General features: G+C 57.0%; 15 protein-coding genes and 1 pseudogene. 6 read left to right on the plus strand and 10 right to left on the minus strand.

Annotated features, from left to right (window positions below; genetic code table 11):
• Positions 1 to 56 precede the first annotated feature (56 nt).
• The 4 genes from OUY36_RS00565 to OUY36_RS00580 are packed head-to-tail and all read left to right on the plus strand — an operon-like array spanning position 57 to position 7,445.
• Positions 57 to 1,364, plus strand: a complete 1,308-nt coding sequence (locus OUY36_RS00565) for a condensin subunit F (RefSeq protein WP_003288359.1) — start codon at positions 57 to 59, stop codon at positions 1,362 to 1,364.
• On the plus strand, positions 1,361 to 2,041 hold the full coding sequence (locus tag OUY36_RS00570) for a chromosome partition protein MukE (RefSeq protein WP_017679353.1): 681 nt from the start codon (positions 1,361 to 1,363) through the stop codon (positions 2,039 to 2,041). Before OUY36_RS00565 ends, OUY36_RS00570 begins: the two co-directional genes overlap by 4 nt.
• Positions 2,038 to 6,459: a chromosome partition protein MukB gene (gene mukB, locus OUY36_RS00575; RefSeq protein WP_033991783.1), complete on the plus strand. Its 4,422-nt coding sequence runs from the start codon at positions 2,038 to 2,040 to the stop codon at positions 6,457 to 6,459. The genes OUY36_RS00570 and mukB overlap by 4 nt, the downstream gene beginning before the upstream one ends.
• On the plus strand, positions 6,459 to 7,445 hold the full coding sequence (locus OUY36_RS00580) for a Wadjet anti-phage system protein JetD domain-containing protein (protein WP_003288356.1): 987 nt from the start codon (positions 6,459 to 6,461) through the stop codon (positions 7,443 to 7,445). Before mukB ends, OUY36_RS00580 begins: the two co-directional genes overlap by 1 nt.
• Positions 7,446 to 7,467: 22 nt before the next feature.
• Here the strand turns inward: OUY36_RS00580 and OUY36_RS00585 are convergent, their stop codons facing one another.
• Positions 7,468 to 7,698, minus strand: a complete 231-nt coding sequence (locus OUY36_RS00585) for a helix-turn-helix domain-containing protein (RefSeq protein WP_003288355.1) — start codon at positions 7,696 to 7,698, stop codon at positions 7,468 to 7,470.
• Between the two features lie 444 nt (positions 7,699 to 8,142).
• Here OUY36_RS00585 and OUY36_RS00590 point away from each other — a divergent pair, with 444 nt between their 5' ends.
• The gene (locus OUY36_RS00590) at positions 8,143 to 8,964 is read left to right on the plus strand and encodes a hypothetical protein (RefSeq protein WP_124182254.1); all 822 of its coding nucleotides are present in this window, start codon (positions 8,143 to 8,145) and stop codon (positions 8,962 to 8,964) included.
• Positions 8,965 to 9,077: 113 nt separating this feature from the next.
• Here OUY36_RS00590 and OUY36_RS00595 read toward each other — a convergent pair.
• From OUY36_RS00595 to OUY36_RS00615, 5 genes and pseudogenes are all read right to left on the minus strand, one after another.
• A pseudogene (locus tag OUY36_RS00595) lies at positions 9,078 to 9,888 on the minus strand (ISL3 family transposase); the annotation flags it as partial.
• A gap of 128 nt (positions 9,889 to 10,016) precedes the next feature.
• Entirely contained in the window at positions 10,017 to 10,538 is a 522-nt protein-coding gene (lspA, locus tag OUY36_RS00600) for a signal peptidase II (protein ID WP_008930575.1), read from the minus strand.
• A gap of 53 nt (positions 10,539 to 10,591) precedes the next feature.
• Positions 10,592 to 12,031, minus strand: a complete 1,440-nt coding sequence (gene lnt / locus OUY36_RS00605) for an apolipoprotein N-acyltransferase (RefSeq protein ID WP_009686176.1) — start codon at positions 12,029 to 12,031, stop codon at positions 10,592 to 10,594.
• Positions 12,032 to 12,325: 294 nt separating this feature from the next.
• Positions 12,326 to 13,087 (minus strand): ZIP family metal transporter, encoded by a 762-nt coding sequence (locus tag OUY36_RS00610; RefSeq protein WP_009686175.1) that lies wholly within the window; start codon positions 13,085 to 13,087, stop codon positions 12,326 to 12,328.
• Between the two features lie 142 nt (positions 13,088 to 13,229).
• Entirely contained in the window at positions 13,230 to 14,126 is an 897-nt protein-coding gene (locus OUY36_RS00615; protein WP_033991403.1) for a cation transporter, read from the minus strand.
• Between the two features lie 98 nt (positions 14,127 to 14,224).
• Between OUY36_RS00615 and cadR the strand changes: the two genes are divergently transcribed.
• On the plus strand, positions 14,225 to 14,659 hold the full coding sequence (gene cadR / locus OUY36_RS00620; protein WP_008175821.1) for a Cd(II)/Pb(II)-responsive transcriptional regulator: 435 nt from the start codon (positions 14,225 to 14,227) through the stop codon (positions 14,657 to 14,659).
• A gap of 329 nt (positions 14,660 to 14,988) precedes the next feature.
• On the opposite strand, the gene OUY36_RS00625 is transcribed toward cadR, so the two are convergent.
• The 4 genes from OUY36_RS00625 to OUY36_RS00640 are packed head-to-tail and all read right to left on the minus strand — an operon-like array spanning position 14,989 to position 22,059.
• Complete coding sequence (locus OUY36_RS00625) at positions 14,989 to 15,765, minus strand: M48 family metallopeptidase (RefSeq protein WP_052029286.1); 777 nt, start codon at positions 15,763 to 15,765, stop codon at positions 14,989 to 14,991.
• Positions 15,762 to 19,037, minus strand: a complete 3,276-nt coding sequence (locus OUY36_RS00630) for a type I restriction endonuclease subunit R (protein WP_033991400.1) — start codon at positions 19,035 to 19,037, stop codon at positions 15,762 to 15,764. The genes OUY36_RS00625 and OUY36_RS00630 overlap by 4 nt, the downstream gene beginning before the upstream one ends.
• Entirely contained in the window at positions 19,034 to 20,533 is a 1,500-nt protein-coding gene (locus OUY36_RS00635; protein WP_124182252.1) for a VWA domain-containing protein, read from the minus strand. The genes OUY36_RS00630 and OUY36_RS00635 overlap by 4 nt, the downstream gene beginning before the upstream one ends.
• On the minus strand, positions 20,524 to 22,059 hold the full coding sequence (locus OUY36_RS00640) for an AAA family ATPase (RefSeq protein ID WP_124182251.1): 1,536 nt from the start codon (positions 22,057 to 22,059) through the stop codon (positions 20,524 to 20,526). The genes OUY36_RS00635 and OUY36_RS00640 overlap by 10 nt, the downstream gene beginning before the upstream one ends.
• Between the last annotated feature and the right edge of the window lie 63 nt (positions 22,060 to 22,122).

The following is a 22,122-nucleotide window of genomic DNA, read 5'->3' on the forward strand; positions in this document are numbered from 1 at the left end:
CAATATGAGGCTTGGATACATTCATACTGCGTAGCAGAGAAGCCTACTCAGCGCTTATGACAGCATCCGATCCGAATCGCCTTATCGCCTCGCTGGTACGGGATCAGGTCAATCTTGACCTGAAAACAGCGGATGTCTGCTTTCTCGCAGGTCTGTACCTGCGAGCGGACAAGGCTGGGCTTGCGTCGTTCGAGGAAGATCTGCTGATCGACCTGTTTGAACAGGTCTGCGATGTCGTCGAACCCGCTGCCGAAAATCCGCGCAAGCGCGCGACGCACGCCATTCAACGATTACGCGAGCAGCGCATGCTGGCCCGAGTTGATGGCGCCGGCATCGTTCGGGCGGGCGAGTATGCGCTGACACGACTTGCTGCTGCGGTTATCGAATACTTTCTGGCGGACGAGGCCCTGACTCGGGAAAGCCTCAGCCTACTGACCGGTACCTTGCGCGCTCAACTTGCCGACATCCTGGCGACAGCCAGGAAGGCCCATAACGATGAGGATTGGCGTCAGCGCGTGGTCGCCCCCCTGAGGATCACGGTCGGTGACATGGTGGCGGGTATCGAACGTCGGCAGCGGGGGCTTGATGCCCAGCAGGAGGAAATCCAGGCGGAAATCGCTAGCCTGCTGTCGAACGACTGGTTTAGCGCAATCGATCGATGCCAGAGCCTGCTCGACGCAACGACCCACACATTGCGCGAGCTCAATGAAATCCTGCTGCGAGACACACACCATTTCGTTGCGTTGCTCCAGGACATCCAGGCGCTGGCCGTTTCAGCAGAAAATGTCGAAGCCGAGGGAGCCGCACAGCGGGTCATCGAACATGTAGACCGGATCGGAGCCTGGGGCGGTGCACGCCAAAAGGCATGGTCCGAATACTACCAGTATGTACACCGCTACCTGCGCGACGTGGTCAGACTGGATCCTGATCGGGCGCTGAGCCAGCGCTTGCGCGATCAGATTGCGGAGTGGGGAAACAGGCCTTTCCATCTACTAGCTGCGCATGCAGGCTCTATCTGCCTGCTACGTACACTTGAAGCACGCGTCGAGCGTCCGGTGGTGGCCAGGCCAAAGACTGATCGTGAGGCCGAACCAGCCTGGGTGGAAGCTGAAAATGCGCTGGCAGATATCGAAGTGTTGGTGAGTCGGGCGCTCGACGAGGGCGTAGATACCTTGGCGGGGCTAACGGTGCAGGTACTCGCCACGCTGACCGACGATAGCCAATACGTGGCTGCGGGTCGCATCGCTGACGCAGCTGCAAGGCTAGCCCGATTGCGTTCAAGCCGCGAGCGGCTATGGCTAGAAGTGGGCGAACAGCTCGAAGTCGAGGAATGGACTGTCCAGGGCCGGAGGAAAGTGGAGTGAGCGATGCCGTATTCGATTCTCTGGAAGAGGTGATTGTCGACGAGCGATTCCCCGAGGTGGATCTGATGCTGCGACGTGGACGCCATATCGGTCGAGATGATGGCTGCCCCTATGATTACCTGGTGGAGGCACAGGCGCTGCTCGAACCTTTTTATCGGCGTTTCGGTTGTGAGCTGATCCAGCAGAGCGATGGCTATTTCTATTTGCTGCCCAGCGGCGAGCGGCTGGGGCGACGTCAGCTATCCGTCGGCGAAATGCTTATCGGGCAGGTGCTGGCGCTGATGTATCTCGATCCCGTGACTTTGCAGCATGGCGGCATGGCGACACGTGAAGCGCTATTGCAGCGGCTGTCCGGATTACTGGGCACCGATGTGCTAGTGCGTACGCTAAATCCGCGTAGACGCAAGTATGACGAACGCATTGCCGCTGAAACTGTGCGAGGGAAAGCGGACGAGGCGCTGCGTAAGTTAGCTGAGCTGGGTTTCATCGATGTGGTTGATGCGGCCAGATTGCGCCTGCGTCCGGCACTCATGCGCTTTGCCGAGCCAGTTCGCGGGCTCACAGATCCCAGCGACGCCCTAGAGCGGCTGGTTGCGCGTGGAGAGGTATTACTGGGTGATGCTAACGACATGGATGACGATAGCGGCGACGCGGAGGGGGAGGAAATGTTGTCATGAGTCGAACGCGTGCCGATGCTTTAGCCCTGGTCAATTGGAAAGGTGTCTTCTACGAGCGTTATCTACTCGATCGGCATGTCACTGCGCTGGAAGGCAGCAACGGTGCCGGCAAGACCACGGTGATGATTGCCGCCTATGTCGCTCTGTTGCCCGATATGTCCCGCCTGCGCTTCACCAATCTCGGCGAGACTGGAGCGACTGGCGGCGACAAGGGTATTTGGGGACGTCTAGGTGATCCCGGACGCCCTTCCTACGTGGTGGTAGATTTTGCCCTTGCAGGTGCACAGAGGCTGCTGGCTGGGGTGCATCTGGAACGCAAAGGTGAACCCTCCGTGGAGCCTACCCCATTTATTGTCTGGGGCCTCGACCCTGCGATCCGATTGCAAGATCTGCTGCTGGTTGCACAGGGGGGCGTCGAGTCTGTGCCGGAGTTGCAGGAGTTGCGCGACAACGCGGCGCGGCTCGGTGGGCGATTACAATCTTATCCCTCCGCCCGGGAGTACTTCGCCGCGCTATTCGACCAGGGAGTCATGCCACTGCGCCTTGGTACCGACGAGGAGCGCAATAAGTTTAACGATATGTTGCGTACCAGCATGACCGGCGGCATCTCAAGGGTGCTCACTTCGGAGCTACGCTCGTTCCTGCTCAGGGAGCAAAGTGGCCTCGCTGATACCTTGCAGAGGATGCGATCAAACCTGGATTCCTGCCGGCGCACGCGGGTAGAAGTGCAAGAATCGCGCCGCCTGGAGCAAGAAATCGGCAGTATCTTCGAAGCCGGCCAGGCCATGTTCGGCGCGGCCTTCCTCGCTACTCGCGAACGTGCCGACGAGTTGGCACGCCGGGTGAGCGAGGCTCAGAGCACGCGTGATCAGGCCTTCCAGGCGCAGGAAGTTGCGCGCGGAGCACTCGACGCGACTCTGGCCGAGTTGGATGAGCTCAATGCTCACAAGGGCGAACTGGATCGAGTGCTCGAAGCCGCACGCAATTGGCACTCCAAGCTGAAGGATGCCTTGGCGGCATTGTGCACCCTGCAACAGAGTGTTATCCGTCTCGCGGAGACCGAGCGCGAAGCACAGGAAGCGGGCAGGCTGCGAAGCGAGGCTGAAACGTTGCGAATCCGCAACCGCGAGGAACTCAAGCGTGCCCAGGAGGGTTACAAACGCGCCGCTGAGGGTCTCGCCGACCTGCAGCGGGGCATAGAGGAACTGCATCGCAGGGCCGCTGCCTATCGCCAAGTAACCCGACGACTGCGGGAAGCCGAGATGACTTTGCAAGTTGCCCCTTTGCTCCCGGCGCAGTTCGTCGATCACCTCGCATCGGCACGTAACACACTCGAGTCCATCGATCAGGAGCGTCGTGAAGCCAGGACACGCCTGTCCGATGCGCTGGAGCATCGTAAGCGGCATGCGCAGCTCATAGCGGCTGTGCGGCGGCTCGCGGGACGGGATGTCGAAATCATCGCTGCGTACGATGCGGCTACTGAAGCGTTGCGTCTTCACCGGCAACTGAGCGTACTTGCTGATCAGGTTCCCAGCATCGAACGTGAACTGGCCGAAGCGCAACAGTTGCAGGTCCGGCAGGCTCGGGTGCACGCACAGGCGAGCGAGTTAGGTGTGGTCTTGACCCAGGCGCCCGCCACGCAAGTCGTCAACGCTTTGCTCACCAATACTGAAGCCGAACGATCCGCACACGAGCAGGCGCAACGGACGGCTAATGGCGAACTTGCCGGGCTACGACGCCGGCGCGAGGAGCTCCAGCAACAATATCAGCAGTTGCTGGCACGCGAGCCGCAATGGCGGAAGCTGACGGAATGCGCTATGCGCTTGTCCGAACACCTCGGTATACGAGTAGAGGATCGGGGCAACCTGGATGAAGCCCGTGCTCTCTTAGGCAAGCAGTACGCCGAGGCAGGCCGGGCCGAACAGCAGGCACAGCAAGCGCAGGAGCGACTGATCCGCGAAGCGCGCGATTTACTGGCGGCCGGAGGCCCGTTCTCTCCTGCGTTGTTGCAGCTCAAGGACAGGCTCGGTGCCGAACTACTGGCCGGTAGTTACGAAGAAGTGGCGATTGAGGAGGCTGCGGTGCTGGAAGCCCGGCTTGGGGCCTTGGTGCAGGCATTGGTCGTCAACGATCTCACAGCAGCAGCTCTTGCGGCTGTGGACCGGCCAGAGGAACTAGCTGACGTGCTACTGGTGCCGCGTGATGCCGACCTCTATCGCTTGGCAGAATCCTCCGACACCACGATTGCCGGCGAAGGCGATCTTGCTATCCAAGACGGTATCGCTCTCCGCTTGTCCCGTATTCCCACCAAGCCGCGCATAGGGCGGCGGGCGCGCGAGAAAAGGGCAGCCGACCTGCAGGCGCAGGCCGAAGAGAAAGCCTCCGAGCTGAATGCGATGAGGGGTGCACGGCGCACGCTGGAGCGGCTGCAGGCCGATGGCGATGCTCTACTTGCTGGGCTGGAGGTTTGGCTGGCGGGGGATCCTGCAAGTGCCATCACCGAGGCGCAGCAGGCGATCACCTTGGTCGATGAACAGATCGAGCAGCAGCGCGAAACGGCTGATCGCAATGCTACAGCGGCACAGACACTGCAGCCGCGTATTGGCAGACTGCGTTCGTTGCTGGCCGAGGCGATGCTGCTCGATCCCCCCGATCATGGCGAGCGCGTGCAAGTCCTCAGCGAAAAAGCATCGCAAGCAGTCGAGGCCAGAAGCTGGATCGCCGCCAACCAGGAAGATGTCCTACGTGTGGAGCACGGGCTTGGTGACTTGCGCCAGCTTCCGTTGTCGGACCCGGATATAGAAAACCTGACGCTTCACTCCAATGCCTTGGAGAGGCGGCGCCAGCAGCTCGATGCAGGGATCGAAGCACTCGAATATCTGTGCGACAACGCCGAAGCGTTGTCCTGGGAGGAAGCTCCAGGTCGGCTCGAAGACTCGCAAGAACTGGTTCCGGCGCTGCAAGAGCAACTGAGCGAAGCCGAAACGCTGCAACAAGATTGCGAAAACAAGGTCACCCACGCGGAAGCCCAGTATGAGGAAGCGAGCAAGCGCTTTCTTGCAGCGCAAAGCCAGTACGACAACGCAAGACAGGAACATGAATCCGCCGCTGAACATTTCGATTCCCTCGGCATACCCGCTCCCACCGAGGATGCCCTGTCGGCTGCTAGTGCCGAGGTGATGCGGTTGGAACAAGAACTGCGTACCCATGGGACGCGGCGCGATGAGTTGCTGACGGCTAAGGGCAACCAGGAACATGGCTTACAGAACGCCCAGCAGGATCTGCAATCTGCCGACGACAAACTCGCTATCGAACGCCGTGAGGCCGAGCCGGCACGTAAGCGCTGGGATGACCTACTTGACTGGGCGATGCGCGATGGTCTGGTGGGCGAGTTGCTGACCAGAACCCCTGAAGAGTTTGCCGACATCCGTGGCCACATTAATTTTGTCCAGGAAGCCAAGATACGCCGAGGTGTCCTACTGGAACGCCTGGGTAGTGCGCGCGGCGGGGAGGTCTTGCTGACCGAACTGCAACAGCTGCGCGATACCTCCGATGCCGCCTTCGCTGATGCCATCCTGACGCTTTGGCTGGCTGTGCGCGACTGGCTGCGCCGCCGCCTGCCGGCACAGGTGGCCGAGGTCGATGACCCGCGCGAGGCGCTCATCCGGCTGCGCGACCAACTGTCTGACCTCGAAGAGCGTCTCGCCCGTCAGGAAAGCGACCTGCGTGGAGCTAGCGAAGACGTAGCACGAGGCATTGACGTACAGATCCGCAAGGCGCGTGGCCAAGTCACTCGCTTGACCAAGAATCTAGAAAAGGTCAGCTTCGGCAGCATTCAGGGCATCCGTGTGCGCATGCAGGCTGTCGAACGTATGGAGCAGATCCTTCGCGCCCTGCGTGAAGGTGCGGCCCAGGAGCTGCTGTTCCAGGCGGACATGCCGATCGAGGAGGCGCTCGACGAAATCTTTCGTCGCTACGGCGGTGGGCGCTCAGCAGGGCAGCGTCTGCTCGATTATCGGGAATACGTGCATCTGCAGGTGGAGATCCGTCGCAAGTCCGGCACCGAGTGGGAAGTCGCCAACCCGACACGTTTGTCGACCGGCGAGGCGATCGGTGTCGGTGCTGCGTTGATGATGGTGGTTCTCACCGAGTGGGAACGCGATGCAACCTTGCTGCGCGGTAAGCGCGCTCACGGTTCGCTGCGTTTCCTGTTCCTGGACGAAGCCAACCGTCTGTCGCCGGACAATCTCGGCGTCCTGTTCGATTTGTGTCAGACACTGGATCTGCAGTTGATGATCGCGGCCCCCGAAGTGGCACGTGCCGAAGGCAATACGACTTATCGCTTGGTGCGCCAGGTGACGCCCGAGGGGCGCGAGGAAGTTCTGGTGTTCGGTCGTCGCACCAGGAGCGTAGGCTAATGTGGCAGACGCCGCAGCAGCGCATCGCTCTGCTCGAGTTGCTGGTGCAGGGGACGCTCAAGCGCCGCGCCTCACAGGTGAAAGCGTATGACACTCTGGCAGAGCTATCCTGGATCCGCTCGACCGGCCGGCGTGATCAGATTGCCTTGGTAGAGGCTCGCCGCACTGAACTCGTTGCGCTGCTTGAGCGGGTATGGCCGGACTGGCAGGAAGCTCTGGCGGCACTTACAGCGGGTGGGTTTTCTCCTACGCCTGATGGTTGGGCTCGCTTGGAAGATTCGCGCCGCGCAGGGCGGCTTCCGGCGCTGCCAGGACGTCTCAATCGCCGGACTGCAGCCGCGCTAACCGCGCCCCACTCCAAAGCGGTGCTCACGCCGCGCCGGCAAGCCGCGCTTGCCGGCACCGAAGCGACCCACGACGGATTGTTACGCTTGCGACCACCGCGTGGATTGGTGGCACAGACCGAGCAGGGTGTCCTGGATCTGTGGAAGCTTGCCCGTATTCTTGGTGAAGCACCGATCCCGGAGCGGGCCTTCCTGGATGGCCTCATCTTGGAAGGTCCCTTGCGAGCGGTCTTGCTGGTGGAAAACTCTGGCGCTTGGCGTGACCTGCCGATGCTGGACGGATGGCTTTTGGCTCATGTCCCTGGCTGGGACATAGCCACTGTTGTGCATCTACTCGCTCAGGTGCAGCCCGAGGTTCCTGTCGTTCACTTTGGTGATCTCGACCCGAACGGCGTACGAATCTTCCTGAAACTACGAGAGCTTCGGTCGGATCTGTGCTGGTTCGTTCCATCCTTCTGGACCGAGTGCGTTGAGCCTAGGAAGTTGAAAAAGCCATGGCCTGCTGGGCTTGATCTTCGTCATGCGCCCAAGCTGGTGCATGATCTCGTGGACAAAGGTCTTTGGTTGGAGCAGGAGCCTTTGGTGGTCGACTCTAGGATGAGAAGTGCGCTTGAGTCGATCGTTCAACCACTCGTCAACTGAGGGGCTCAGAGGACACCGGTGCTCAGGAGTGTGCAACGAGTTGTTCTACCTCGTCGACGATTTCTGCTGCTGTGCAGCCCAGAGGGATGGCTAGCTTGAGCAAGGTGGTAATGGTTGGCTGGTTGACGCCCCGCTCCATCAGGCTGACGTAATTACGCTGCAATTCTGCCTCATGGGCCAATTGTTCCTGGGTAAATCCTGCTGCGACACGCCGCCTGCGCAAGACTTTACCGAACGCCAATCCGACCTCCACGGAAGCCCTCCCTTAAAAGGGAGGACTATCTGGGTCGAGCCATCTGTGGTCTTCACAATATACTGTGAATTTGCTAAAACACCGCTTCGTAACCTGAAGCCATCATCGGTCGCCTCGCAGGCCGACTCTCGTTTACATGGTAGCGCTTGGCATGGTGGGTCGGCTTTACCTTATTCGCAAGGAGTGCGCGCTTTGCATCCGCCAATCACGTAAGCGGATCGAACCATCAGCAAGGAATGCTCATTGAGTCCGAGAGCAGCATTTTTACGATGCCCTGCCGCTCAGAAAGTAGTCCGTCCCAAACCAATGCCCCAACACTTACAAGCCCTGGTTGTAGCGATAGGGCCAGAAGTAGCGTGACCAAAAGGTCTTCACCCATTTCCTTCCGCAAATGGATCGCGCCTCAATACGGGCATTACAAGACAAACTTACTGGAAAGATGATATGCGTTTCATAATTAAACTAGCGGCAACAGTCGTTGCTGGCACTCTCCTCGTCGGTTGCGGGGGCGAGGATTTCACAGGCAGCTATCGCGCTAAGAATCCGTCGAATAGCAAAGTTGAGCTAGTCCTTAATATCCATGGCAATGAAGCTGAGCTCATTGGGCAGGAGCTAGGTACTGGCCGCATCAAGCCGCTTGTCAAAATGACCGTCTCTGTCAAAGATGGAAAGCTTCTTCTTGACGACGTAAATAGTTCCGAACGCTTGGCCATGAAGCGTAATGTGGACGAGCAAAGCCTTGACTGCCTCAACTGCAAGATTCTTCGCATCAAGGACGATACGGTTTGGAAATATGACCCCAAAGGGCCTTATGACGTAGACCAGATGCTCAAAGATCAGGCCGGGAGGGACGAGGAGCAATTAAATGCCGAGCTTGCCAAAATACAGGAGAAAGCCTTGCAGCAGGGGATGCGGGATCTAGAAGCTCCGAAGCTAACTCCCTATGAAGGCGATTGGGTCTATCAGCGCACAACGAAACAAGACCCTTTGACCATCATGACCATCTGGCGCAAAAGCCAGATCAAAAGCTGGTCGTTCAAATTTGAGACCATGGATCGTTTGGGGCACGAGGTTCCTGGGTTCGAAGTTTCGGAAGCTGGGCTGAAGATTGGAACTGGCCCCAAGGCCCACCTGTATAGTCTTAGCCCTGACAAGAAAACACTGACCTGCATGGACTGCACCAAGCCCGAGCGCTGGCTCAAGGCTGATCCTAATAAAGACCTCAGCGATCGTTATTATGCCCGCCAGATGGCAGGCAACCCGTAAAACCTTTACCCGGATAGATTCCCCTGCCCAGCTTTACGCTGGACAGGGGTACCCTCTGAGCTTTTGGGTATCCGGATTAAGTGGTTGATGGGCCTTCCAGCCCCATCCAACCCTTAGTCCTTCCAGAAGGTTGATAGATCGACACCGAAGTTCTTCTCAGGCTCGGGGAGTCCCATGTTGTAGGTCATGGTGGCTCTGCCCAGAAACGGGGATTCCTTGACTTGTGGCGCCTTCTTCTTGTGCTTGGTGGTATAGAGCATCCGGGCTCGCATTACCTCGAACGAATAGCCCCGGCCATCACGGTTTTTGTCCTTGGCTAGGCGGTTTATCGACTACGTGAAAGCGTTGGTGATCGGGATGTCGGTCTCAAAGTAGGTCAGCATCTCTTCACGCCAGCCACTGACGGCGCTGACGAGATCCTTCCAAACCTCCTTCTGCCCCTGAGGGATGTTGTCAATCCAGGTGGCGAGAGCCTGTTCGGCACCACGCCGATTGGTACAGTCCCAGATATGGTAGAAGCGCTCCTTGTGCTCGTAAGCCGCCAAGAGCTGGGGGGAATGCTCCTGTCCAGGTCTCCATGATGAGCCGTTCGCGGTCTGAAACGTCGTGAGCGCGCTTCAGCAGGATTTTCCGGTCACCTTTGAGGGTCCGGCGCTGATTGGGCTTCAACTCCTTCCTTAGGCCTTTGCGGATCTTCTCTAAGGCCTCGTTGGCCATGCGCACGACGTGGAACTTATCGACCACGATACGGGCCTGTGGCAGCACCGTCTGGAAGGCGCGGCGGTAGGGCTTCCACATGTCCATGCTGACGATCTCGACCTGGTGGCGGTTGGCCATGCTCATGAGGCGTCTTGTCACCCTCTCTTGCTGACGACCGGGTAGCAGGTCCAGCAGGGTGCGCTCTTCCAGATTGGTTAGGATGCAGCAGAGCCCTTGGCAGCAGTCGTGCATCAGGAACGTACAGCTGGCTCATGAAGGCGTGCCGCCTTATCAAGGCCCAGGACGCGCCTATTCCGGAAGTCAAGCATGCGATAGCGAAGACGCTAGGCGATTCAGCGGCGGCGGCTGCCTGGTTGATGTCGTATTTCCGCCCAAATAAAGAGGGCGACACCGAGGAAGATCCATACGTCCGCTAGGTTGAACGATGGCCAGTGCCACTGGGCATAGTGAAAATCGAGAAAATCCTCTACGTAGCCTAACCGCAAGCGATCTGCGACATTGCCCAACGCGCCGCCGAGGATCGCACTGAGGGCGAGCCGATAACTCAGTACGCGTGGTGAACGCCAAAGCCAGTACACCAGTAATATCGAGATAACCAGGGCCAGTCCGATGAAAAGCGGCTGCTGCCAACCGCCGACATCCGCGAGAAAGCTGAAGGCCGCCCCCGTATTGTGGCGGTGGACCCAATTGAAGAAGGGTGCGGCAGGCACGCTTTCACCATGCGCTAGCATGGTGCTGGCAAGGTACTTGCTCGCCTGATCGACAAACAGTAACAGGAGCGAGAGCCACAGCCAGCGCATCGCCTTTCCCGGCTCGTGGGCTTTCTCTGCGAGCCGACTGCCATAAGTAGACATATCCCCTTCCTCCTGACCCAATCTAGAATTTGCTCGCTGCTAAATAACAAGCGTCATGTACCCAACCGATGATGCCGACGAATTCGACGGAGCAGGAGCAGGCCGAGTCCGAGTGCGGTCAGGCCAAGGACAGGCCAATCCCGCCAGCGCACATAAGGGGGCGCGCCAGTTCGCGGTGTCACTTCGGCGCTGAGGGTGGCCACTTCGAACTGCGGAGCACGCTTGAGCACTTTGCCCTCATGATTGATGGCTGCTGTGATACCGGTGTTCGTGGCTCGAAGAAGGTCACGTCCGGTTTCGATGGCACGCATGCGTGCCATCTGGAAATGCTGGAGGGGGCCGAGCGAGCTGCCGAACCAGGCATCGTTGCTGACATTCACCAGTAACTGCGCTTCGGGCAGAAGCTCAGTGACTTCGGCACCAAAGACCGCCTCGTAGCAGATGAGTGCCCCTACCGGCACCCCTGCTGCATTCAGGACGTGCGCTTCCCGTCCCGGTGTGAAGTCGGACATGGGCGCCCCGAGCACGTCGAGGGCCGACCCCAAAAGATCCCGAAACGGAACATATTCACCGAAGGGCACCAGGTGGCGTTTGTAGTAGAAGCCTGAGGGATCGGAGAGGCTTACCACGGCGTTGTAGGTACGGCCCTCCGCCTCGCGTACCGGGACGCCAATCATTAACGATGTGCCTGCCTGATCGGCTAACGCCTCAAGCTCAGCAAGATATGCTTTGGCCTGGTCATGCCACATCGGGATTGCCGCTTCTGGCCAGATCACGATATCGGCTCCGAGATGCTGCGCGGTAAGCGCCTGATAGCGCTCAAGTGTGATGTCCCGGTATCTCGGGTCCCATTTCTTGTCTTGCGCGATGTTTCCTTGCAAGAGGACGACATCGATCGGGTCAGCGGCTGGCTGCGTCCATTCACGATCCAGCAGTTGCAAGCCGGCGAGGGTAGCGACTAACACGGCACCGACTACCGCAGCACGGCGCAGGCTTGGCCCCTGGACAACCCAGGCAAGCCCGCCAGCGAGAAGTGCCACCAGTAAACTCACGCCAAGCACGCCAAAGACGGGAGCGATAGTGGCAAGTGTGGTGTCGGTCTGGCTGTAGCCAATGAAGAGCCAGGGAAAGCCGGTCAAGAACCAGGTGCGCATCCATTCACTCAGCACCCATGCCGCAGGTAGCCCTAGCCAGAGTGCCATTGCATCCATCTCAGGGCGCAGGCAGCGCACGAGGTACGCGACGCCCCATGGAAAGAGGGCGAGCAGCGAGACAAAGGCCGCCGTGACTAACACCGCCACCACGGGGCCATTGCCGTACTGGCTAATGCTGATAAAGACCCAGGAGACACCCACGCCGAAGTAGCCAAGGCCAAAGAGGTAGGCCGACCACAGCGCCTGACGCCTTGAAGACTGCGCGGTCAGGACAAAAAATGTTGCCAGAGCGATCACCGCAAGCCATGCCCAGCCCACAGGGGCAAAGGCAAGCGGCATGGCGCCTCCAGCAAGTAGAGCCATCCCCCCTGTCAGAAGCGGCTTATAGCGCACGCCCGTGTATAGGCTAGAGGGTAGCGCGCACTTATCACCCAATGCTCTCTCGCCTCCGAATCCAGGATCAACCCTGTGGCTCATGCTTTCTTGCTCCGCTTAATCAAGCTGCGTCAATTCATTCGGCCGGCTGGCCAGGGTGGCAAAGTGAATGTTTCTGGACTCGACTAGGTGCGCCGTAAGCTGGGAGCTGCTTCGTATTCGGCCAGCACGACAGTGGCTGTGTTGGGGAGCAGTACGTTAGCTTTGCGATACCACCCCTTCCAAGCCCGCTGATACCAGAACGAACAGGACGAAGCCGCCTATGAAAGCCAGCGGTGAGATGTGCGTATCGTCACCGCTCTCGTGAGCCTCGGAGACCATATCTTCGATGGCAGCGACCGTGAGAAGGCCTGCCGTGAACGTCAGTGCCGCTAGCTTAAATGCCTCCGGCTGGTTCCTGAGTACGAAGTAAGCAAAGACGGCTGCCGAGAGCACAGGAATCGCGAAGGAAGCAGAGAGCAGTATCCGCTTGCTACGAGGGATTCCTTTATCTTTCATGGTGGCGATCGTCGCAAAGCCCTCAGGAACATCGGCGAGAACCTGACCCGCCGCCAGGATTATCGCGACCGACGGTGAGACCGCCGACCCCGCCCCGATCAGGAGGCCATCGCTGAACAGGTCGATGGATACGGCGATATAGATCATCCAGACACTCGTCTGACCGCCTTCTCCCTGCTGGCCTTGTCGCTTCTGGAGACTCTCAACGAGCTTCTCGATACCTACGTAAGCAATGCCGCCCAGCGCGAAAGCGAGGGCGATTACCCAGGCTGAGAGGTTCTCTAGCACGCGCGGCATGATTTCAACCGCCACCACCGCAATGACGAGGCCGGCAGCGCCGTGAAGGGCGTAATTGAGACGGCGCCCGGTAGTTCGGGAGGCCTCCGCAGCGAGCCCACCACTAAAATTGCCTAAGGCGGGCAACAGCGCCAGGCCGAGTACCAGCCAGATACTATCCATCATCTTCCTTCCTTGGTTGATTCCTAGATACGCTACCTTGCTGGCTCCGAGCCTTCGCGCTATATGCTGTCGTTCAGGCCTAGCGCGCTTGTACAGCCACTTCGATCAAGTGTCCCAGGCATCGATAGCTGCGTACCGTGCAGCCTCACCCCTTGAGCGCCAGGATGCGCCGAGCGCCGTTGAGGACGATCAGGCCCACGATGGTACCGATAATCAGGTCAGGGTAGCTGGACCCCGTCCAGGCGACCAAGGCACCGGCGGCGATGACGCCCATGTTGATCACCACATCATTGGCCGAGAATATCCAGCTTGCCTTCATATGCGCGCCGCCTTCGCGGTGCTTGGATATCAACAGCAGGCAACCGGTATTGGCGATCAACGCGACGAAGGCGATCGCCATCATCATCAGCGATTCAGGCTCACTACCGAAAACAAAGCGTCGCACCACCTCGACGAGTACGCCGATAGCCAAAATCAGTTGCAGTACCCCTGCCAGATGCGCGGCACGTACCTGCATTTTCGCACTGCGCCCTACGGCATAGAGAGCCAGGCCATAGACGGCTGCATCGGCAAACATATCCAGGGAATCAGCGATCAGGCCGGTAGACTGGGCGATCAGGCCAGCAGTCATTTCCACCACGAACATGATCGCATTGATACCGAGCAACACGCGCAGAGTGCCTGACTCCTGCGTAGCAGAGACTGCCGAGCTCTCAGCGGCCTTGATCGTCTCTGGGTCGGCAATGACGGTTTCCTGAAGAGAGGCGCCTAGCCCCAAGGTCGCCAGTTTCGCGGTAATGGGCTCAGCCTCGCCGTCATGCACGACCTCCAATCGGCGGTTCGACAAGTCGAAGGACAGCGTTCGAATCTCATCAAAGCCGTTCAGCGCCAAGCGGATCATCCGTTCTTCTGAGGGACAATCCATCTTCGGCACAGCATACACGCTGACCCATTCCCCTGACGCTTTGGAGGAGACCGGCATATCGGTATCCGCTGCAGGCGTTGCATCGCAGCTACATGGGCCACCACAGGCTTTACTCACGATACGGCTCCAGTTAACCAACATAGATTGCTAGTATTAAAAACTATATAGCTACTATAAGGTCAATGGGACAGATGATCCGTTGAGGAGTAAGCCTGATGCGCATTGGTCAGTTAGCCCAGATAGCGGGTATCGACACGCAGACGATCCGCTTCTATGAGCAGCAGGGCCTGTTGCCGCCGCCAGAACGGCAGGAGAATGGTTACCGTGTCTATACCGAGAAGCATGGCGAGTGGCTTGCCTTTATCCGCCGCTGCCGAATTCTGGACCTGTCACTGACAGAGATTCGCGAGCTACAGAGCTATCAGGACGACCCTCGCCAGCCCTGTACCGCCGTCAACGCCATGCTCGATGACCACATCTCTCATGTGCGGTCGCAGATAACTGCTCTGCAAGCGCTTGAGCAACAACTCGTTTCACTGAGGGCGAGTTGCAACGAGGGTCGGGAGATCAATGCCTGCGGCATCCTGACGGGGATCAGCGAGGAGAGCAAACAACAGCTGTATAGGGCTAGCTCAGGCCGTAAGGACTGAGCAGAGACATGCCGGACCTTGCAGTGACATTGTGAATGCATGGTGTGTTGATCGCGAAGCCTCACTGCGTATCTCGGCATGCGAACCTGGGCGTTGCTGCAAACTTGCAGGGGCCGTGAAGAAGAGTCGTCATCAACCAGGTAATCCGCTGAGCTGATGGTTGGTTCCGTCATCATGATATGAGCCAATCAACCAAAAAATCCGGATACCCGAGCTTTTCTGCGGGGCCCAGCGTTTTCGATTTCACGCTGCTGGTGGAACAGTCAAAACAAGGCAGCTAATCCTTGGCTATCAAGCGTTTTGGCAAGCGCGCGCTAATCAAACGATGCTCAGCCGCCGTTCAGCAAGGCAGCCGCCATACCGTCCAGTCGTTTTTTAGTCTTTTCCCATTGCGGCATGACCTGCTGCATAAGCCGGTAGAAACGCTCACTGTGGTTGTGTTCGGCGATGTGACAAAGCTCATGCAAGATCACATAGTCGATGCACTCGCGGGATGCTTTAACCAAGTGGGGGTTGAGCGTGATACGGCCCGCAGGTGAACAACTGCCCCACTGTGTTTGCATGCTTAGGATGCGCAGTGGCGGCTTGGCTGCAACCCAAAGGGCTTGTTGCAAGACAGCATCTAGACGTCGATCAAACACCTCTCGGGCGCGAGCTTTGTACCAGGCGTAAAGGAGTTCTCGGATCTTGTCTGCCGACTTGACCCGAACAGAAACCTCAAGCTTGCCCCGCAACAAACGCACCTGCTGTAGCTCATCAGGCGCCTCAATCACCTTGAGCACATACTGCTTGCCTAAGTAGTAGTGGCTTTCCCCGCTGATGTACTGCCGCGGGCGAACGTGCGTTAGCTGAGCACGGAACTCACGAAGCTGCTCATAGATCCAGCGACTGCGTCGTTTCAGCGCGGCCAATACCTGTTCATCGCTGGCCCCATCCGGCGCACTGACGCGCACGCGGCAGTCTGGATCGACCTTGATCAGAATGCGTGAAACATCGCGGGCCCTTCGCGCCCTTTCAACCTGTATCAACTCATCGGCATAGTGAAAGCTCAGCCAGCTCAACACTGCGGGGGCAGGTGGAGCGCTCATGACGATAGGCACACTCATAAGCCGGACAAGCCTACTCGCGTGATTTGCACCACCCACTCAACCATGGCCTTCGCCTGATCCATACCAGCGCCCACAGCTTTGCACTCCTTGAAGAGCAGCGGCAGTAGCTTCTTACGAATATCGCTTTCGATATTTTGTGGGTTGATTGAGTGCTCAGCCACTGAGGTCGTGACCATTTCATCCAGGCTGAAAGCCAGTTTTACCCAGTGCTCCTGTGCATGTTCATCAGCTGAAATCAAGGCCTCAGGAAGGCTCTTCTTGAAAATGCCGAAGTACGCCTGGGCATGCCGGTTACCTGCAAAAGCATCTGGCAGCTCATCGAGCTTGCGGGCCTGCACCTTCTGCTCAAATTCGTGGAATAGCAGGTATTGCTTGAGCGGGTGGTCAAATAGCTTTGCCGCCTCTTCGATGGCCTGGCGCAGCAGTTTGGAGAACGCCTCTTGGGCGTAGGGGTCATCACGCAACTCCTGCTCAATCATCTTGCTGACACGGGTCTTGATGATGTCTGTTTCGTTGCGCGTCTTTTCCTCGCTCCACTGTTCAGGCTTTTGCTGCCCCATCTTGCCGACTTCATAAACCCCAACGGGGTCTTTCACCTCGACGCCTACCACATGCTTATCCAGCAGCTTGCGTACCTGCTCGGCATACTGGTCGTAGTTCACCGTTTCACCGGCATCTTGTTTGGCGAGTTGGCGCAGACTGGAGAACTGTTTAAGAGTTTCCTTGTAGTGAGCTCTGTCGGCATCGCTAAAGCTGGTGTCCTCGAAGAAGGATGCTGACTGCAAAGCGACCTTTAGGCAGGTAGCGAACTCGGTCAGCGCTTCATAGAAGTCGTCGCGTACCTTGAGATTCACATCAACCAGCTCACCATCGCGCTCTTGCATCCTAGGCACCAGTACTTGGCGCAGCTGTTCGATGTCACCTTTGTTTTTCACATCGGAGAATATCGCCCAGAGGTTCTTATGCAGCTGGGGTAGCCGTTTGTACTCGCTGCTCATCTGGTTGTAGAGGCCAGCGATGTCATTGATGTCATAGCCGCCCTGGGTGCGCGAGGCCAGATCCTGATACTTTTGGATCGTGGTATCCAGCTCGGAAAGGATGCCCCTGTAGTCGATCAGCAAGCCAAACTTCTTTAGTGGATGCAGACGGTTTACCCGAGCAATCGCCTGGATCAGGTTGTGCTCCTTAAGTGGCTTGTCGATGTAGAGCACGGTGTTTTTCGGCTCATCGAATCCCGTCAGCAGCTTGTCCACCACAATCAGGAGCTTGAGTGAGTCATCCTTGTCGAATCGCTCGATCAATTGCTTGGTGTAGGTCTGCTCATCCGTGCTGCCGACGTTTTTCTTCCACCACTGGGTTACCTCGGGAGAGGCCGCCTCATCCACATCGGTGTTGCCCTCACGGCTATCCGGCGGGCTCATCACAACGGCGCTCTCGAACAAGCCTGCCTCATCCAGGTACTGCTTGTATTTGATTGCCGAGGCCTTGCTGTCGCAGGCCAATTGACCCTTTAGCCCCTCGTCGATGTTCTTCACGAAGTGGTTAGCAATATCTAGAGCTATCAGGCGAATACGGTCATCCGCGCTATAGATTTGCCCCTTCTTGGCGAACTTGCGCTTGAGGTCGGCTTTCTGCTGCTCGTTTAGCCCTTCAGTGATTCGCTCAAACCAACTGTCGATGGCGCGCGCATTTACATCCAGATCAGGTATCCGCTCTTCATAGAGCAACGGTGTCACAGCCTGATCCTCCACTGCGCGCTGCATGGTGTAGGCATGCACGATGGGGCCAAACTTGTTCGTCGTCTTATCGTCCTTGAGCAGCGGTGTGCCGGTAAACGCGACAAAGGCCGCATTGGGCAGCGCCTGCTTCATGCGGATATGGTTTTCACCGCCTTGGCTACGATGACCCTCATCGATAAGCACGATGATGTCGGCACTGGTGTTCACGCACTGTGGCAGCTTGGTAGCGCTGTTGAACTTCTGGATCAGCGAGAAAATGATGCGCTCGTTGCCCTTACCGATTTGCTCAGCCAAGCGCGTGCCGGAAGTGGCCATGGCAGCCTCGCGATCCTTCTTGCCAGCCAGTTCGCCGCCCGAGGCAAACGTTTTGCTCAGCTGGCTTTCCAGGTCAACCCGGTCGGTGACCACCACAATGCGGCACTGCTTGAGAGAGTCATGCAGGATCAGCGCCTTGCTCAGAAAAACCATGGTGAATGATTTGCCCGAGCCGGTTGTATGCCAGATGACACCACCTTCACGACCGCCGTCTTTGCGTTTCTGATTGATCCGTTCAATCAGCCGTTTGATGCCGAAAACCTGTTGGTAACGCGCGACGATCTTGCCGGCCTTCTTGTCGAACAAGGTGAAGAAACGAGTCATCTCCAGCAGCCTGGCTGGGGACAATAGGCTAATGAGCAACTGATCTTGGCCTGTCAGTGCGAGCTCGCCGCCAGCGATCAGGTTTTCGTACCAGTGCAGATCAGCCGCTGGGCGATGGCTGAAAATTGCCGCCTTCTGCACACCAGTCAGTTGGCGATTCTTTAGCGTGTACAACTCAGAGGTAGAGATATCCTCTTCGCGCCAGGCCGCCCAGAACTTAGCTGGCGTGCCGCAGGTGGCATAGCGCCCATCGCTGCCATTGATCGACAGCAGTAGCTGGCTATAGGCGAACAGTTTGGGAATTTCGTCATGGCGCTGGTTGCGCAGGCTTTGCGAAACGCCTTCGTCGATTGTCGGGCCTTTTTGTGCATTGCCATCCGGGCGCTTGGCCTCGATTACGACCAGAGGAATGCCATTGACGAAGCAAACGATATCCGGCCTGCGCGCTTCCACACCGCCGCTGCGGAGCACGCGAAATTCTTCAGTGAAGATAAAACTGTTGTTGGCTGGATTGTGCCAGTCGATCAGCGCCACGGTTGGGCTGGCCTTTTTACCATCCACGAACTCCGTCACCGAGATGCCATACAGCAGATGGTTATAGAGCCGTTCGTTTGCAGCCATCAATCCTTCATTGAGTGCAGGGCTGCACACTTCACTGATCAGGTTGTCGATAGCTTTTGCGGAAAGCGGGTACTCACCGCCTCCAAACAGGAAGCGCCGCTTACTCAGCTGCTCACGCAGCACATCACGCAGCACCACTTCATCGCTCTTACCGGCCCGCGCAGCCAGAGCGTGCTCGGGTGACATGAATTCCCAGCCGAGGTTGCATAGCAGCGCCAGAGCAGGAAGCTTTGCGCTGTACTCCTCCTGAAATTTCGGTGTTGGTGTCATGCGCTGTGATTCTCCGGGCGGCCATCCAGTTTTCGCTGAAAACCAATCAGCTCATGAATCTGGCTGCTGTGTGGGTCATAGACCCATTCATGATCAAAAAGGCTGGTTAAACGCTGAGTCATAAAGCAATCGCCTACGACCAGGGAATAGAAGCGGTTGCCATGAGTACGCTGCTGCTCAATTTGCTGGCGTAAATGCTCTGGCAAGCTAGCCATGATGAAGTCTGAAATCATCAACAGGTCTGCTCGTTCATAGGCTTCGCTTTTCATCACACCCAACGCATGATCCAATGCCGGGATCGCATCCGTTCCGCCGTGAAAGGACATGCCTAGAAACTTGATCAACGCCTCCATGCCAAAGTCGTCGCCAAGATCCAGCGTCTCGATGCCGGTGGAAAAATTAATCAAATAGCATGCTCGCTTTTGCTGCCTGGCCTTGCCTGCAATGAAGAGCGCCACGGCTTTGGCAACCGTCTCAGGCATACCGCTCATAGAGCCGCTGGTGTCGACACAGATCACCATTGGCCCTTGTTTAGCTGCCTCTTCAACGCTACGCAGCTCTTCCTTTTGGTGATGTTGCTGCACGCGCTGAATGCCCTGCATGTCAAAACACATCAGCCGTGACTCGACGTACTTGAGGTCGAAAAGAATGGACGTTTCGGGATCAGCCAAAAGCGCCAACTCACTCGGCAGCATATGCTCGATATCACGCCCCAAGCGAATGCCGATGATCTCTTCCCGCGAATTGATATCCGGTAACTCGATGTCTTGCGAATAACGCACCTGAGCCCGCTCAATGCGCTCTGACAACTCCAGCTGGCGCAGCTTGCCTAGCAAATCACATAGCGACCGAACACCCGGATCATTGGCCAAGTAGTTAGCCCACCGCTTAAAGCGCTCGATCTCTTGTGCAGAGAAATTTCCTTTGGACAGGTCAAGTAATATACCTGGGTCCAACCCCAGAATTTCCAACTGCTGTTGAAGCTGTTGCAGTAACTGCAGAAATACCTCGAGCTCCTCCATGAACTGCCGGCGCAGCATGGATATGCGCTCAAGCTCCCACTCGACCCGCGCTTTATCTAGCGCCTTTTGCCATTCATCTCGTAAAAGGCGGGCACTTACGGTGCTATCGGCCTTACGTTTTTTGTTAACTGTTGGAGAGGCCGTCACCGCTGCTAGCTCACGCTGCCAAAAAGATTGATTGTCCGGCAGTTTGGCTACACGACAGAGCGCAACATACTCCGCAACAGCTGCTGCCAGTTCTGCACTAGAAACAGGGGGAGACTGGTTCCGGGTTTGCCAGTTCGAGAGCTGCTGCTCATATAGCGCAAAGGGGAACTCAGCTTTCAGCTCTTCAGCCGAGGCCAGTTGCCACAGCCGAATCCTCTCTGCTATGTGACCTGCAATCGAATCAGAGTCTCTTAATAGCGACGCGAAGATACGCTGAGCATTATCGCTAACATCCTTGGCAGCACTAGCCAGTAGATCTAGCGGCATAATTCTTCCAGCCGCTCGCAGTCTTTGATACGAAGTTGCAAACCTTCGATTTGTAGTGCTATTCCGGAAATTGCTAGAGAAATCTTATCTGCCGGCACAAAAGGCGAGCTCAGCTTAGTCTCGTAGGCTTTAAATTTTTTCTCTACTTTTTTCAGAGTGAAAGAGAGCTTCTCGCGAATTTCACTCACCGAAGAGGAAAGGGAGGTGATTAATCGTATGTTAATATCTTCCTTTCTGTCGCCTTTGTGAAAAAGAACTTCAGGTGTGAACTTAATGCTCAGGTAATCCACGTGGCCGTTAGATAAGATGATCTGACAGGTTCCTTGTCCGTCAAATTTGCACTTAACACTTTTTTGTTCATTGCCTTTGTTGTCTAGCGGGTGGAACTCGTCTTTTGTCTTGAGTCTATCTTTTGCGATGAATATCTCAAATGCTTTTTCGTAGTTGCTGTAGTAGCTGTTTTTAGGCTTGAAGGTGCCTTTGCATTGAAAGAAATCCTTGTTGGAGAGCTTTACCGTTTTGTAAATATCAGCAGAATGGAAAAGCTCCTTCTTTATCTCCTTGTCTAGTGCGTCTTTCTCTTTATCCAGTGCAGCCAAATCTATACCACTATCAAACCCACAGGCCTGTACCGCCTCCGCAACGATATCCCAGACAGCCTGACGATTCTCTTCATGCGTCCATAGGCAGTGCTGCAGCAGCAAGGCGTCACTGTGGTTGGTCTCCTTGCGGTCATTAAAGAAGGCTGCTGCCTTCATAAGCATAGCAGCACGCTGCCAGCGCCGGTCGGAGACATAAACCTTGAGCGTTTCGTATTGCTGCTCCAGTTGCTCGCGAATCAAGTGAATGATGGTTAGTGTCTCTGCAGACAGCTTGACCTGATGCGATTGCGCCATCCATTCAGTCCATTCGCTGGACTTAACCTGTAGAGCCGAGGGGGTGTCGATTTTGGCTTCGGTCGGTTTGCTATTAAGTAGCTGATCGAAGTGCTGGGCTTCACGAATGGGCCCCACCATCAGCCTCACAATAAAGCGGTCGTACAAGGCTTCCAGGCCTTGATTGGCATCTGGCGTTTCGTTGGACGCAGCAATCAGAGCCTTGAGTGGGGCTTTCTCAATGGCTTCGCCATTACGGAACACATGCTCGTTAATCAACGTCAGCAGGGTATTCAAAATAGCGGGGCTGGATTTCCAGATTTCATCGAGGAAGGCGAACTCGGCCTTGGGCAGGTAATTATCTGTTTTGCGAATGTACTGATCTTCTTTCAGCGCCTTGATGGACACAGGCCCGAAAACCTCTTCAGGTGTGCTGAAGCGGTTCATCAGGTACTCGAAATAGGTCGGCTGCTCAAAGGCGCAGGCTATACGGCGAGATATCAAACTCTTGGCCGTGCCGGGCGGCCCGTACAGAAAAGTATTCTGTCCGCAGAGTGCTCCTAGCAGAGATACCGCGATGATCTCTTCACGCTCAAACATGCCCGCGCTTACGCTGGCGACCAAACCCCCGATACGCTTTTGCAAACCCACACCCAACTCCTTGCAATCACTCGGCAGCCCTCATGGCTACCACATGGTCAAAAGCCGCCAGGT

The sequence above is a fragment of the Stutzerimonas sp. R40042 genome (assembly GCF_026642215.1).
Lineage (GTDB): Bacteria > Pseudomonadota > Gammaproteobacteria > Pseudomonadales > Pseudomonadaceae > Stutzerimonas > Stutzerimonas frequens.

Excerpts from the sequence above, each read along its gene's own strand:
- OUY36_RS00565 (WP_003288359.1), top strand. The coding sequence starts at position 57 with ATGACAGCATCCGATCCGAATCGCCTTATCGCCTCGCTGGTACGGGAT.
- mukB (WP_033991783.1), top strand. The coding sequence starts at position 2,038 with ATGAGTCGAACGCGTGCCGATGCTTTAGCCCTGGTCAATTGGAAAGGT.
- OUY36_RS00580 (WP_003288356.1), top strand. The coding sequence starts at position 6,459 with ATGTGGCAGACGCCGCAGCAGCGCATCGCTCTGCTCGAGTTGCTGGTG.
- OUY36_RS00590 (WP_124182254.1), top strand. The coding sequence starts at position 8,143 with ATGCGTTTCATAATTAAACTAGCGGCAACAGTCGTTGCTGGCACTCTC.
- lspA (WP_008930575.1), bottom strand. The coding sequence starts at position 10,538 with ATGTCTACTTATGGCAGTCGGCTCGCAGAGAAAGCCCACGAGCCGGGA.
- lnt (WP_009686176.1), bottom strand. The coding sequence starts at position 12,031 with ATGCCGCTTGCCTTTGCCCCTGTGGGCTGGGCATGGCTTGCGGTGATC.
- OUY36_RS00610 (WP_009686175.1), bottom strand. The coding sequence starts at position 13,087 with ATGATGGATAGTATCTGGCTGGTACTCGGCCTGGCGCTGTTGCCCGCC.
- cadR (WP_008175821.1), top strand. The coding sequence starts at position 14,225 with ATGCGCATTGGTCAGTTAGCCCAGATAGCGGGTATCGACACGCAGACG.
- OUY36_RS00625 (WP_052029286.1), bottom strand. The coding sequence starts at position 15,765 with ATGAGTGTGCCTATCGTCATGAGCGCTCCACCTGCCCCCGCAGTGTTG.
- OUY36_RS00630 (WP_033991400.1), bottom strand. The coding sequence starts at position 19,037 with ATGACACCAACACCGAAATTTCAGGAGGAGTACAGCGCAAAGCTTCCT.
- OUY36_RS00635 (WP_124182252.1), bottom strand. The coding sequence starts at position 20,533 with ATGCCGCTAGATCTACTGGCTAGTGCTGCCAAGGATGTTAGCGATAAT.